Origin of the sequence: Sulfitobacter sp. M85 (assembly GCF_029285915.1) — a bacterium.
Classification (GTDB): Bacteria; Pseudomonadota; Alphaproteobacteria; order Rhodobacterales; family Rhodobacteraceae; genus Sulfitobacter; species Sulfitobacter faviae.
The window spans coordinates 1-14,169 of the sequence record NZ_JABECQ010000007.1 but is presented as its reverse complement, the minus strand read 5'-3'; the positions used below and the strand labels follow the sequence as shown (position 1 = coordinate 14,169).

Annotated in this window: 12 protein-coding genes; 4 read left to right on the top strand and 8 right to left on the bottom strand. The window is 60.1% G+C overall.

What is annotated here, in order from left to right; all coding sequences use genetic code 11:
• Window positions 1-27: 27 nt before the first annotated feature.
• On the bottom strand, window positions 28-234 hold the full coding sequence (locus HKX24_RS13700; protein ID WP_067262973.1) for a DUF6356 family protein: 207 nt from the start codon (window positions 232-234) through the stop codon (window positions 28-30).
• A 115-nt stretch (window positions 235-349) separates the two neighbouring features.
• Here HKX24_RS13700 and HKX24_RS13695 point away from each other — a divergent pair, with 115 nt between their 5' ends.
• From HKX24_RS13695 to typA, 3 genes are all read left to right on the top strand, one after another.
• The gene (locus tag HKX24_RS13695) at window positions 350-808 is read left to right on the top strand and encodes an Lrp/AsnC family transcriptional regulator (RefSeq protein ID WP_271693721.1); all 459 of its coding nucleotides are present in this window, start codon (window positions 350-352) and stop codon (window positions 806-808) included.
• Between the two features lie 11 nt (window positions 809-819).
• A complete protein-coding gene (locus tag HKX24_RS13690; RefSeq protein WP_271693720.1) occupies window positions 820-1,149 on the top strand; it encodes an SMR family transporter in 330 nt (109 codons plus the stop codon).
• Window positions 1,150-1,295: 146 nt separating this feature from the next.
• Window positions 1,296-3,113: a translational GTPase TypA gene (gene typA, locus HKX24_RS13685; protein ID WP_209218798.1), complete on the top strand. Its 1,818-nt coding sequence runs from the start codon at window positions 1,296-1,298 to the stop codon at window positions 3,111-3,113.
• Window positions 3,114-3,196: 83 nt separating this feature from the next.
• Here the strand turns inward: typA and HKX24_RS13680 are convergent, their stop codons facing one another.
• From HKX24_RS13680 to recA, 4 genes are all read right to left on the bottom strand, one after another.
• Entirely contained in the window at window positions 3,197-3,922 is a 726-nt protein-coding gene (locus HKX24_RS13680; protein ID WP_067261800.1) for a phosphatase PAP2 family protein, read from the bottom strand.
• Window positions 3,923-4,007: 85 nt separating this feature from the next.
• Window positions 4,008-4,295 carry a DUF1330 domain-containing protein gene (locus tag HKX24_RS13675; protein WP_093741992.1) on the bottom strand — a complete coding sequence of 96 codons (288 nt, stop codon included), beginning with the start codon at window positions 4,293-4,295 and terminating at the stop codon, window positions 4,008-4,010.
• A gap of 5 nt (window positions 4,296-4,300) precedes the next feature.
• The gene (gene alaS / locus HKX24_RS13670) at window positions 4,301-6,958 is read right to left on the bottom strand and encodes an alanine--tRNA ligase (protein WP_271693718.1); all 2,658 of its coding nucleotides are present in this window, start codon (window positions 6,956-6,958) and stop codon (window positions 4,301-4,303) included.
• Between the two features lie 134 nt (window positions 6,959-7,092).
• Window positions 7,093-8,163, bottom strand: a complete 1,071-nt coding sequence (gene recA / locus HKX24_RS13665) for a recombinase RecA (RefSeq protein ID WP_067261794.1) — start codon at window positions 8,161-8,163, stop codon at window positions 7,093-7,095.
• Between the two features lie 203 nt (window positions 8,164-8,366).
• Here recA and HKX24_RS13660 point away from each other — a divergent pair, with 203 nt between their 5' ends.
• Complete coding sequence (locus tag HKX24_RS13660) at window positions 8,367-8,960, top strand: gamma-glutamyl kinase (protein WP_271693818.1); 594 nt, start codon at window positions 8,367-8,369, stop codon at window positions 8,958-8,960.
• A gap of 18 nt (window positions 8,961-8,978) precedes the next feature.
• Here the strand turns inward: HKX24_RS13660 and HKX24_RS13655 are convergent, their stop codons facing one another.
• The 3 genes from HKX24_RS13655 to HKX24_RS13645 all read right to left on the bottom strand — a co-directional run bounded on the left by HKX24_RS13655 (window position 8,979) and on the right by HKX24_RS13645 (window position 14,000).
• A complete protein-coding gene (locus tag HKX24_RS13655; RefSeq protein ID WP_276154057.1) occupies window positions 8,979-11,291 on the bottom strand; it encodes an ATP-binding protein in 2,313 nt (770 codons plus the stop codon).
• Window positions 11,292-11,388: 97 nt separating this feature from the next.
• The gene (locus HKX24_RS13650) at window positions 11,389-12,549 is read right to left on the bottom strand and encodes an RsmB/NOP family class I SAM-dependent RNA methyltransferase (protein WP_271693716.1); all 1,161 of its coding nucleotides are present in this window, start codon (window positions 12,547-12,549) and stop codon (window positions 11,389-11,391) included.
• 173 nt (window positions 12,550-12,722) lie between these two features.
• Entirely contained in the window at window positions 12,723-14,000 is a 1,278-nt protein-coding gene (locus HKX24_RS13645; RefSeq protein ID WP_136720494.1) for a site-specific integrase, read from the bottom strand.
• Window positions 14,001-14,169 lie beyond the last annotated feature (169 nt).

The following is a 14,169-nucleotide window of genomic DNA, read 5'->3' as shown; positions in this document are numbered from 1 at the left end:
ATCGCGAAACTGGAGCCGCGCTGGCCCTCACTGCCCGCGATTATGCGTCCGCGCGTAAAGCTTCGCGATGATCCCACTCGCCGTCTTCTCGAACAGGCACGGGATCAGCGCATGCACCAGCGCCGCGCCAGCTGCCGCAAACAGCAGCCCCGAAAACTTCAGCGCGAAGGCCATATGCTCCAGAAACGTCTCATCCACCTTGGCGGGATGGTCGAGGAAGATGCGTGCGATCATGGGAAACTCCTGTCTCTGCCTTTCCCCCACCCTAGCCGAGCCTGCTTGTGACGTTGTCTCAAATCACGCCCGACAACCGCTTGTGCGTGAGCAAATTTCCCACCAAACTAGCACCATGACAACACTTGATGAGATAGACCGCCGCATATTGGTCGAACTGCAACGCGACGCCAGCCAATCCCTTGAGGCGCTTGGCGCGGCGGTCCACCTGTCGCGCAATGCCTGCTGGCGCCGCATCCGGGCGCTGGAAAAGGCCGGCGTGATCAAGAACCGGGTCACGCTCTTGGACGCGGCGAAACTCGGCCTTGGGCTTAGCGTCTTTATCCAAGTCCGCACCAACGCCCATGCGCCCGACTGGCTTGAGAAGTTCTCCCGCGCCACCGCCGCCATGCCCGAAATCCTCGGCGTCTACCGAATGACCGGTGATCTGGATTATTTGATCCGGGCGCGCGTTCGGGATATGGCGGGATATGATCGCCTCTATCAGGACCTGATCCGCCGGGTGCCGCTATCGGATGTTTCGGCCAGTTTCGTGATGGAGGAGATCAAGGAAACCACCGAACTCCCGCTCTGAGGAAGATCGAGATGCATTACCTGTGGCTCATCATCGCCGTGGTGGCGGAAACCCTTGGCACGACCGCGGTGCAGGCTTCGCATCAGTTCACCCGGCTCTGGCCTTCGGTGGCGGTGGTGGTCTTCTACATGATCTCTTTCTACTGCATGTCGCTGGCGCTGAAGGTCATGCCGGTCGGGATCGTCTATGCCTTTTGGGCCGGTCTGGGCATCGTGCTGATCGCGATTATCGGTTTCGTGCTTTTCGGCCAACGGCTGGACCTGCCCGCTGTCCTCGGCCTTTTGCTGATCATCAGCGGCATTCTGGTCATCCACCTCTTTTCGAACAGCGCCACCCACTAAGGCTGCACCAGTGGCACAGCTTCGCGCAGTAAGGGGGGCGTCACGGCATTAGGGCTAGCAATTGTAGCCGGGGCGCGGTATGGGCGGCGCAATTATACGCGCAGCTTCAGGTTGGCGCGTCCCTCCCCTATCCAAAGGCTGACTTAATGGACCTGCGCAACATCGCAATCATCGCCCACGTCGACCACGGCAAGACGACGCTGGTGGACGAGCTTCTGAAACAATCCGGCACCTACCGTGAAAACCAGGCGACCACCGAGCGCGCCATGGACAGCAACGATCTGGAGCGTGAGCGCGGCATCACCATCTTCGCCAAGCCAACCTCCGTCGTCTGGAACGACACCCGCATCAACATCGTCGACACGCCGGGCCACGCCGACTTCGGCGGCGAGGTCGAGCGCATCCTGTCGATGGTCGACGGTGTGGTGCTTCTGGTGGACGCCGCCGAAGGCCCGATGCCCCAGACCAAATTCGTGACCTCCAAGGCGTTAAAACTGGGCCTGCGCCCGATCGTCGTGCTGAACAAGGTCGACAAGCCGGATGCCGAACCTGATCGCGCGCTGGATGAGTGTTTCGACCTTTTCGCCAGCCTCGACGCCACCGACGAACAGCTCGAATTCCCGCATATGTATGCCTCTGGCCGCTCCGGCTGGGCGGATGCCGAACTTGACGGGCCGCGCAAAGACCTCTCTGCACTGTTCGACCTGATCCTTGATCACGTCCCCGCGCCGAAGCAGATCGAAAACGCCGACAAGCCCTTCACGATGCTGGCCACGACGCTCGGCGGTGACCCGTTCCTGGGCCGCCTGCTGACCGGTCGTGTCGAAACCGGCACCCTGAAAGCGGGCCAAACCGTTAAGGCTATGTCGCGCGACGGCACCCAGATCGAGACTTTCCGCGCCACCAAAATCCTTGCCTTCCGCGGGCTGGAACAGACCGCTATCGACGTGGCCGAAGCCGGTGACATCGTCTCCATCGCGGGCATGGCCAAGGCCACCGTGGCCGATACGCTGGCCGATCCTTCGGTGAACGAAGCGATCCCGGCGCAGCCGATCGACCCGCCCACCATCACCGTCACCTTCGGCATCAACGACAGCCCACTTGCAGGCCGTGACGGCAAGAAGGTGCAATCCCGCGTGATCCGCGAGCGTCTGCTGAAAGAGGCGGAAAGCAACGTGGCGATCAAAATCTCCGACACGCCGGGCGGTGAGGCTTTCGAAGTCGCAGGCCGCGGCGAATTGCAGATGGGCGTTCTGATCGAGAACATGCGCCGTGAGGGGTTCGAGCTGTCGATCTCCCGCCCGCAGGTGCTGTTCCAAGAGATCGACGGCGTGCGCCATGAGCCGATCGAAGAAGCCACCATCGACGTGGATGACGAATACTCCGGCGCGGTGATCGAGAAAATCACCGGCACCCGCAAGGGCGAACTGGTCGAGATGAAACCAGCCGGCGCCGGCAAGACCCGGATCATCGCCCATGTCCCCTCGCGCGGGCTCATCGGCTATCACGGTGAATTCCTGACCGATACCCGCGGCACCGGCGTGTTGAACCGCGTCTTCCACGGCTGGGCGCCGCACAAGGGTCCGATCCCGGGCCGCCGCGCGGGCGTGCTGATCTCGATGGAGAACGGCACCTCGGTCGCTTACGCGCTGTGGAACCTCGAAGAGCGCGGCAAGATGATGATCGGCGCGCAGGCGGACGTCTACACCGGCATGATCATCGGCGAGCACAGCCGCGACAACGATCTGGAAGTGAACCCGCTGAAGGGCAAGAAGCTGACCAACGTGCGAGCCTCGGGCACCGATGACGCGGTGCGCCTGACCCCGCCGATGACGCTGAGCCTTGAAGAGGCGATTGCCTATATCGACGACGACGAGCTGGTCGAAGTGACCCCGAACGCCGTGCGCCTGCGTAAGCGTTACCTCGACCCGCATGAGCGCAAGCGGATGGCAAAAGCCAGCTAAGCTACGGTAAATCAAAACAAAACGGCAGCGCATTTTACGATGCGCTGCCGTTTTCATATCCGGGGCTCGGAGACCTCGCGGCGTTAAGTATCGCTTTCCTCGCGATCGATATGCCCACGCCTCGCCAAACTCAACGCCGCAATCAGGCAAAGGATGGCCCAAGCCCCGCCGCCAAGCCAGCCCGCCGCCACATCCGTCGGCCAATGCACCCCCATATAGACCCGGCTGATCCCAACGAGCAGCGTGAGCAGGACGGCAACCGCCAGCGTATAGACCTTGAGCGCCCAGCGTTTCTGCGCCCGCGCCACCATCGCGCCAAGGGTAAGGTAAGCCACCGCCGCCATCATCGAATGCCCCGAGGGGAAGCTTGCCGTATGCACGAGTGAGCCATGCGGCACGAGGTCAGGGCGCGGACGGTCGAAAAACTCCTTGGCGATGCTGCTCAGCACGATGCCCCCGCCAACGGTGGCGAGGATGTAAAGCGCGGTCGACCACCGCCGTTGCAGCAGGAAAAAAAGCGAGACGACGACGGTCGTCAGTACCAGCACCGCGACCCCGCCCAACGCCGTCAAATCGCGGCCAATTTCCTCCACCCACCACGGGCCGATGGGATCGGACAGGTCGCCGGGCGTGCGCAAGAACAACAGGATGTCACGGTCAAGGCTGCTGGTGCTGCCTTCGACGACCTCTTCAGTCAGTTCGGCCAATGTCCAAACGGCTGTGATCGAAAGCCCCATCAGAGCCAATGTCGTCACCTCCACATGGCGGCGGCACCATTGGGCGAAAGCGGATAGTCGGTCGAAGTTCATGAGGGATCAACCACCCTCCCCTTAGAAGGTTCCGCCCCGGCAATGCAAGACGCCCCGCCTGTCATTCAGGCGGGGCGTTTCAGGATCATTCGTCGGTTTCGACGATCATTAGTTCACGCTCGGAGGCTCCGCGCGCATGGCTCAACGCCGCTTGATAAGCATCGGAATGGTAACATTTTTCGGCTGTTTCGACATCGGGGAAACGCGCCACCACGTTGCGCGGTCGCTCTTTACCCTCAAGCTGAACGAACCGCCCGCCGCGGGCGATGAACTTACCGCCATGTGCCGCAATGGCCTCGGTGGCGCCGGCGGCGTATTTCTTATACGCCTCCTCATCGGTGACGGTAACATGTGCAATCCAAAGTGCGCCCATGGGCCTTATCCTTTCAAGATGTTCTCAGCCGCGGCAATCGCCGCCTCGGCATTCTCCGCCGAAGCGCCGCCCCCCTGCGCCATGTCGGGACGGCCACCGCCGCCCTTACCGCCCAGTTCGGCCACCGCCGCTTTCACCATGTCGACCGCCGAGAGACGATCTGTCAAATCCTTCGTCACACCGCCTGCGACTGCGGCCTTGCCGCCGGTGTCGGCGATCAACAAAACCGCGCCTGAGCCGAGCTTGGCCTTATGTTCATCCACCAGACCCGGCAGGTCTTTGCCCGTGATTCCGCTCAGCACTTGGCCTACGAATTTCACGCCGCTCACCTCGCGCGCTTCGGGCGCAGCCGCGCCGCCGCCCGACATCGCTAATTCACGACGCAGTTGCGCCACTTCGTTGGTCAAGCTGCGACGTTCGTCCAACAATGCACGCACCCGTTCCGGCACGTCACTGGCCGAGGTTTTCAACTCCGCCGCGACCCGGCTCAGCGCCGCCTCCTGTTCGCGCAGCCATGCCAAAGCCTCGGTCCCGGTCAGCGCTTCGATCCGGCGGATGCCCGCGCTGCTCGCGCTATCTCCCAAAAGGACGAAGGCGCCGATATCGCCTGTCTGCCGCACATGGGTGCCGCCGCAAAGCTCCAGCGAATAGGTTGACTTGTCGCTGCCCTTGCCGGACCCTTCCAACTGCCCCATCGAGACGACACGCACCTCGTCGCCATATTTCTCACCAAAGAGCGCCTGCGCCCCCATGGCGCGCGCATCGTCCGGCGTCATAATCCGGGTCTCAACCGGCGTGTTTTGGCGGATGTAATCATTCACCTCACGCTCGACTTGGCTCAACTCTTCCTGCGTCAACCCCTTGGCATGGGAGAAGTCAAACCGCAGACGATCATGCGCATTCAGCGAACCGCGCTGCGAGACATGGTCCCCAAGCGCGTTGCGCAGGGCCTCATGCAGCAAGTGCGTGGCCGAGTGGTTGGCGCGGATGGCACTGCGCCGCAAACGATCCACCTCAAGAACAGCGGTCTGCCCCGGCTTCACCTCGCCTTCGACCACATGGCCGAAATGCACGAAAACGCCCGCCGATTTCCGCGTATCGGTCACGTTCACGATACCGGTCTGCGTCCGGATCACGCCGGTATCGCCGACCTGCCCGCCGCTTTCCGCATAAAACGGTGTCTGGTTCAGCGCGACCTGCACGTCGCTGCCCACTGCGGCTGTTTCGACCTGATCACTGCCCTGCACCAAGGCGACGATCTGCCCCTCAGCACTTTCGGTGTCATAGCCCAAAAACTCGGTCACGCCGCTTTTGTCGGCCACATCGAACCAAACGGTAGCATCCGCAGCCTCGCCGGAGCCGGCCCAAGCCGCACGGGCCTTGGCCTTCTGCGCCGCCATCGCCTTGTCGAACCCCTCGGTATCGACCGCACGGCCCTTCTCGCGCAGCGCATCCTGCGTCAGATCAAGTGGGAAGCCATATGTATCATAAAGTTTAAATGCCGCCTCCCCCGGCAGGGTCGCCCCCTCGGGCAAACCGCTCAACTCATCATCCAGCAGCTTCAGACCGCGATCCAGCGTTTGGCGGAAACGGGTTTCCTCCAACAGCAAAGTCTCACGGATAAGCGATTGCGCCTGCCCCAACTCAGGGTAAGCCGCGCCCATCTGCTGCACCAAGGATGGTACCAGCTGATGCATTAAAGGATCCTTAACGCCGAGCAGATGCGCATGGCGCATGGCGCGCCGCATGATCCGGCGCAGCACATATCCACGGCCCTCGTTGGAAGGCATTACCCCATCGGCAATCAGGAAGGAGGTCGACCGCAGGTGATCCGCGATCACCCGGTGATGGGTCTTGCCCGGCCCGTCGGGATCGGTCGAAGACGCATGGGCGCTCGCCTCGATCAGGTTGCGCATGAGGTCGGTGGCATAGTTGTCATTCGTGCCCTGCAACAACGCGGCCACCCGTTCGATCCCCATCCCGGTATCGATCGACTGGTTGGGCAGCGGCTGGCGCGTGCCGTCTTCGAACTGCTCGTATTGCATGAAAACGAGGTTCCAGATCTCGACGAAACGGTCACCGTCTTCCTCGGGCGATCCCGGAGGGCCACCCCAAATGTGATCGCCGTGATCATAGAAAATCTCGGTACAGGGCCCGCAGGGGCCGGTGGGTCCAGCGGACCAGAAGTTATCATCCGTCGCGATGCGAATGATGCGCTCATCCGGCAGTCCGGTATGCGCCTTCCAGATCTTAACCGCCTCTTCATCGGTATGGTACACTGTGACCAAAAGGCGGTTCGGGTCGATGCCGAACTCCTTGGTCAGCAGGTCCCAAGCAAAGGGGATCGCTTCGGCCTTGAAGTAATCGCCAAAGCTGAAATTTCCGAGCATCTCGAAAAACGTGTGATGCCGCGCGGTATAGCCGACATTGTCGAGGTCATTGTGCTTGCCGCCCGCCCGCACACATTTCTGCGCCGATGTGGCACGGCTGTAATCGCGCGTCTCGACCCCGGTGAAGAGGTTCTTGAACTGAACCATACCGGCCGCGGTGAACATCAATGTCGGGTCGTTGCGCGGCACCAGCGGGCTGGAGGGCACGATCTGATGCCCCTGCGCATCGAAATAATTCAGAAAAGTTGAGCGAATTTCATTCAGCGTCTTCATGGCGAGGCCTTCCGGGGCAGATTTGATCGGTCCCAAATACCCCTCAGCCCCGGCGCTGTCCACCGTTCCCGCTCATGAAAAAGGGGCGCAGCCTTTGGCCACGCCCCTTCGTAAATTCAAATTGTCAAAGCAGGTTAAGCTTCGAGAATATCCGCGTCGTCACCGCCGGAGCCTTCGAAGTCCAACCCGTGGGCCGCGCGGATCTTATCTTCGATCTCCGACGCCATGGCAGTGTTCTGTTTCAGGAAGTTCTTAGCGTTCTCACGCCCCTGCCCGATCCGCTCATCCCCATAGCTGAACCACGAGCCGGATTTATCGACCACACCGGCCTTCACCCCAAGGTCCAGCAACTCGCCCATTTTGGAGATGCCTTCGCCATACATGATATCGAATTCGACCTGTTTGAAAGGCGGCGCGACCTTGTTCTTGACGATCTTGACCTTCGTCGCGTTGCCAACAACCTCGTCTCGGTCCTTCAGGGCGCCGATCCGGCGGATGTCGAGACGGACGGAGGAGTAGAATTTCAGCGCGTTACCGCCAGTGGTGGTCTCAGGAGAGCCGAACATCACGCCGATCTTCATCCGGATTTGGTTGATAAAGATAACCATACAATTGGACCGGCTGATTGACCCGGTGAGTTTGCGCATCGCCTGGCTCATCAAACGGGCCTGAACACCGACATTGCTGTCGCCCATCTCACCTTCAAGCTCAGATTTCGGCGTCAGGGCCGCGACGGAGTCGACGATCACCATATTGACCGCGCCAGAGCGTACCAGCGTATCGGTGATCTCAAGCGCCTGTTCACCCGTGTCGGGCTGGGAGATCAACAGCTCGTCGATGTCCACGCCAAGCTTTTTCGCATATTGCGGATCAAGTGCATGTTCCGCGTCGACAAAGGCGCAAACGCCCCCCGCCTTCTGCTGCTCTGCCACGCAGTGCAGGGTCAGAGTTGTCTTACCCGAGGATTCCGGGCCATAAATCTCAATGATACGCCCCATCGGCAAGCCGCCGATGCCAAGCGCAATATCAAGGCCAAGCGAGCCTGTGGAGCTGGCTTTGATATCCTGGATCGCCCCTTCGGCCCCCAGTTTCATAATCGACCCTTTGCCGAACTGACGTTCGATCTGGGCCAGCGCGCTGTCGAGCGCCTTTTGCTTTTCTGCGGTTTTCTTGCTGTCCATCGTCAAAAGATCTGCCGTTGCCATTAGGTTCATTCCTTAGTGTCACAGTGGCGCCCCGGCGGCAATCGCCTGCGCGCTGCGCCGCTTATGTTCCTCTAATGTTCCATATGAGGGTAAATGTGGAACATTTCAATGACTTTGTTTGTCCTTTATGTTTTGGCGAGAATGGTAAAGAAATGGTTTACCCGAACCAGAAAGGGCCGCCTGCAGCCCAAGGTAAGACGCAATTGATTGTTTTTTTTAAAGAACGGCTGGCTTTTCTGTCGGTCCCAAAGACCGGAACCACGGCCTATGAGAAAGCACTGGCGCCGCGGGCGGACATGGTGATTTCCGATCCGCCCATGCTGAAGCATGCGCCTGTTTATCGCTATAATCGTTTCATTCGGCCAATGTTTCTAAAGGTTTGCGATGCCGAGCTTGAGCTGATGGCAGTGATGCGCGAACCGATCTCTTGGCTGGGCAGTTGGTATCGCTATCGGCAGCGCCCCTTCATGAAGGGCAAGCCGAACAACACCTTCGGGATCACTTTCGACGAATTCGTTCTCGCCTATATGAAGGGCGACAAGCCGGGCTTCGCCGATGTGGGGAGCCAGCTGAAGTTCATGGAGACCCAACCGAACGGCACCGGGATCACTCACCATTTCCGCTATGAAGATCAGACGCGGCTCCGTCGCTTTTTGGAAGAGCGGCTCGACGTGACGCTGACCTTGGGGCAGGAGAATGTCTCTCCCAAGATGGAGCTGGCGCTTTCCCCGAATGTGGAAAAACGCTTTCGCCGTAAGTTCGCGGCGGAGTTTGAGCTTTACGAGTCGATTACATAACCCTGCCCCAGGCGATGCTTAATGTAGCTGATTGTGGACCGTTGTGGTCAGGTCGGTGAGAGAGAAGGGTTTGGGCAGGAAGACAGAATTCGGAATTTTCGACTGTTCCTGACCGAAGTTATCCTCCGCATAGCCGGAGACGAAAACAACCCGCACATCCGGGCGTTGTTTGAGCGCTTGGCGCACCCAGCTTGGCCCATCCATGCCGGGCATAACGACGTCTGTTACGAATACATCGATATCCAAATCCTTATCTTCGAGCATCTTTAACGCGGCTTCGGCGGATTCGGCTTCGAGCACCGTGTAGCCGCGGAGCCGTAATGCGCGGCTTGCGAAGGCGCGCACGGGCGCTTCATCCTCCACCAGAAGGATCACCCCGTCGGACCGCTGAAGCGGGCTTTGATCCGGCGATGCCGGGGGCTTTTTCGCGACCGCAGTGGGCTGGCCCTCCAGCACGGGGAAGTAGAGGGTAAAACATGTGCCCCTGCCCAACTCACTGTCGATAAAGATGAAACCGCCCGTTTGTTTGACGATACCATAGGCAGTGGAGAGGCCAAGGCCGGTGCCCTCGCCGGTTCGCTTGGTGGTGAAGAACGGCTCGAACACCTTTTGCAGCTTATCCTTCGGAATGCCCGTGCCATCGTCATGCACCTGCACCGTGACGTAGCGGCCTGCTGGCACGCTGACCCGATCTCTTTCAAGTGGTTGGTCGAGGGCCGTCACCTCGGTCACGATACGGATCTCGCCCCCGGCGGGCATGGCATCGCGGGCGTTGACGACAAGGTTCATCAAAACCTGCTCCAACTGGCGTTTATCCGCCCGGATCGGCGCAAGTACCGGGTCATGACTGAGGGTCAGCGTTACTTTTTCGCCCACCAGTCGGTTCAGCAAATGCGTGAGATCGGCGAGGGTATCGCGCATGTCGAGCGTCTCTGGCCGGAGGGTTTGTTTGCGCGAAAAGGCGAGGAGTTGCCCCACAAGCGCGGCCGCCCGGTTGGCGTTCTGGTTGATCTGCACCAGATCGCTGAAATCCGGGTCTCCCTGATCGTGCCGCAGCAAGAGGAGGTCACAATGCCCAGAAATTGCCGTCAAAAGGTTGTTGAAGTCATGCGCGACGCCCCCGGCCAACTGCCCGATGGCTTGCATTTTCTGGCTCTGCACGAATTGTGCCTCGAGCGATTTGAGTTCGGTCGCGTCCTGCAGCACCGCGATGAGGGCCGCCTCGCCTGCTTCGGATATGCGGTTGAGTGAGACCTGAACGAAGACCTCCTGATCCGTTCGGGTAAGCCTGAGGAATTCCGACTTCTGAACTAACCGCCCCGCCAGACTGTCTTGCAGCCAGTCCGAGATCGAGCGGCCGAGCCCCTCCATCAGATGCGAAAGATGACTGTCGCGCCGCAGCGACACGCCAAGCAATTTCCCCGCCATACGGTTGAAGGCCAATACCGTTCCATCGGGGCGCAGTTTGATCATCGGCACGGGGAGGTCTTGAAAGGTTTCCCAGCCTAATTCATTGGGAGAGGCAGCCCCTTCGGGCGGCGGCAGAAGATAGAGCGCGCGGCGGTTCGCACCGGCTTCAACCTCGGCCACCAGTACCTGCCGGTTTCCTTCCGCGGTGGCGATTTCAGTCACGGTTCCGGGGGTTAGTGGTAGGGAATTAAACAATCGGTCCAGTGACTTCACCCGTTCCCCGACTAGCATGCGCGCTGCTTCATTCATGAAAAGGATCGTCCCGCCGCGGCCCAGCATGACCATTGGCAAGGCCATGCTTTCGTGCGTACTGCGGGGGCCCTCGCGGGTGGCCACGCTTTCAATCCGCCAAAGCAGGCGGTCGGCTGATAACTGGTGCACCGATAGGCGCATGGGGCCGGACCGGGTAATCACCTCTTCCCGCGCGTTGCCGCTGGCGGTGGCGCGTGATTGCAGGCGGTAGAGAAGGCCCACGGGATTGGCGAAATGCGCTCGTAAGGCCTGCGCGAGGGTTTCTTCGCCGCCCTCGCCGAACTGCTTCAGAGCCGCCTCATTGCGGTAAATGACTTGCCGATCGGAGGTGGCGATGAAACTGGGTGCGGCGTCTTTTGCGATGAAGTCCGCGACTCCATCCGCGCTGACCCGATTCCGGCCCCTATCCCATAGAAGAAAGACGATGTAACCAGTTGAAATAAAAACCAATGTGGCCGACGAGGCGGCAAGGGCAAGCTGCAACGTCGCATCGGTGCTGCGCAGCGCAAGCGCGCCAGCGGCAATGGCCGTCACTACAAGCAGCCAAAGCCGCCTGAGCCCCGCCTGCCCCCCAATCCCTGAATGCCCAACGCCCTGCTGCACGCACATCCGCTAACAACCGAATCATACGACTATTACGTGCGACAGAGGTTAAGCAGGCTTTAACCGAAATCGGTTTGCACGCATTGGTTGATTATGGGTAAATTTACTCGCGCGTCAACTGTGCTGAGAAGAAACCGTCGCCATCGGGAGTTACCTCATAGCGATCCATGCGGGCGACTCGCCACTCGGGATGGCGGGCCAAGAAGGCTTCGACCCGCGCCTCGTTCTCTTCGCGAAACAGGGAGCAGGTGGCATAGGCCAAGACTCCGCCGCGTGCTGTAAGTCCTGCTGCGGTATCGAGAATCTGGTCCTGAATGGTGGTCAGCTCGGTCAAGCGCTCGGGGGTCAGGGTCCATTTCCCCTCCGCCGCGCGGCGCCATGCGCCCGAGCCGGAACAGGGCGCATCGCAGAGGACGAGATCATAGGGGGCGCCCGCTTTGGCCTCTTCTGTATCGGCTAGGGAAATCGCGACGCCCGCGCGATCGGCGCGGGGGGGAAGGTCGCTCATTCTGCGGGGGTCTATGTCGTGTGCCGTGATCTCACGCGCGGAGTCCATGGCCAGCGCAAGCGCTTTGCCGCCGCCGCCGGCGCAGTAATCAAGCACCCGGCCCCCTTGCGGCAGAGCGGCGACGACAGCTTGGCTCGCTGCGTCTTGCAATTCGACGTAACCGTCGGTGAAGGCGGCGGAATTTCGGATGCGGCGCGCGCCTTCGGTCACGGTCAGCGCGGCTTCGGCAAGCGGGTTTGCGCGGGTTTGGACACCCTCTTCGGCCAGCAGTTCTTGCGCGGCGGGCACGGCGATCCGCGCCGTGTTGACCCGCAGGCAGATCGGCCCGCGCTCTTGAAGCGCGAGGGCCGCGGCATCCGCATTCTCCCCAAGCGCCGTATCGAACAGGGGGAGCAGCCAGTCGGGCAGGTTCAGCCGCGTTGCGCGATCCTCGGGCGCTGGCGGGAAGGCCCGTTCAGCCTCGGTCAGCGGCGCGGGCGCATGGCCCGCCCCTGAGAAGAGCGCGTCAAGGTCGCCCCCCTGCCCGTGCAGCACACCGATCATCAGCGCGCGGCCCGTCTCCCCCTTGCCATAATGCGCCGCGCTGCGTTTCTGGCGCAGCACGTCGAACACGTGATCGCGCACGGCGGCACGGTCTTTGGAGCCCGCGAAACGGCTCTGACGCGCCCATCGGGTCAGCGCTTGTTCGGCGGCCAGCCCCCCGGCAATTGCGTCCAGAACTTCTATCGCAGCGGATACGCGCGCGCCGGGGGTCATGGCATTTTCCTTTTGCAAAGAACGGGCCGCGGGCCGTTGCTTTATGGGTTAACCGATACGGTAGTTCGGGCTTTCGCGGGTGATCTGCACGTCATGCACGCGGTTATCTAACTCATATAAATCTTTATATATTAAAACCTTAACCAACATCATGCATCAGCTCGCTTCAGCCTTCAAGTCTCTCTTCGCAGATCTACAGTTGTGAATGGCTGAATGGAAGGCCACCATTCCCCATCGAGAACGGCCGCAACTTCAAGGACCGGCCCCAATTTGCGGCGTTTGTAGAGGTCGGTGGTAGGGCTCCCGGCCTCGAAAAGTTGACGCCTGGTCCGAGAGGAAATCTCAAAATGCCCCATAACTGCGCTGATTGCCGCATCACTCACCCTCTCGTCGAGCCAATCGGCAAATGTGCGCCTAATCGAATACCAGTTTACATTCCCTTGTTCGGTTGGTTCCAGCACCTTCCGCTTGACCTGGTCAGGCGTTCTGGCCGAATGCGCTCGCGCCACCAATCTCTGAATAATTTGCGTAAAATTGCGAGCGCCTGCTGAGATTGGGCCGCCGGTTTCATGAATAAGGAAACCGTCTCGATTTGCCGCAACGAGCCTGCTCAAAATACGCTCCATAGGACCAGTAACCGGTATAATTGGAGTTTTCTTTCGCCGATTTGTTTCGACAAATCCTTCCCCAAGAAGATCAATAACACCAAGATCAAGGCGAACCTTCGCCCCCGTCATGTCTGCCACCGCGCCGATCCGACCACCGCAGCCGATGTCGAGAAGAAGAAGATCGAGAACGTGTGGACGCTTGCAAGCGTCGATCAGTAGGCCCAGTTCCTCGAAGCTGATGTATCTGCCTTTCGGATCTCGATCTTCCGGCGCTGTGACCCCTGCGATGAAAGGGATCTTGGGCGGATTGTGAGTCGTTAGACTGTCGCTTTTCGCGAGTGCGCAGGCCTCTACTGCGCTGCCGATAATGTCAGCAATAGTATTGGGATGTAGCCTGGGCTTGCCGTCAGGTGTAAGGGTCTTTAGCTTCGACTTGGCATTTTCGGGGCGAACCCGACCCTCTTCCATGCCCTTTACCAGCGCCCGAAGAGCAGGACCCATCTTGGACATTCTGACGTTCCAAAGATGCGGTTTAAAGTATAGCTCCCTCCGATTTTCCAAGAGACGAAAGCGTTCGGCTGCAAGCTGCTTCCGCTTGTCCTGCTCAAAGCCAAGCCAAATTTCACCGAACGTCGGATCATCGCCGCTGTCAGGTCGAATAGTCTCGGTGCGATCCAAGACGACCTTCATGCGCTCCTTTGCGAGCGTTCTTGCCTGTTCCAGAGTCGCCGCATGCAGGCATTTCGTTTGAGTTTTCTTAGCGTGAGAATCCCACCATCTCAGGTAGAGTGCGCGCCGGTTCTCAGCTATGGTGAACCGCCCGATCTTTTCGATTGTTTTCATGCATCAGTTATCCCGTGACTTTCTCACCGGATAGCACCGCCAGGGAGTGTGCGTAATTTTGTGCCCTGACGTCTTTAGTTACGCCATGGGAAAGCGTTCTTCGAACATGATGGCGAGTTGGCTTTTAACGCGGTGCCATTCACGCACAGATCGCTTCCACTCGGCGGAA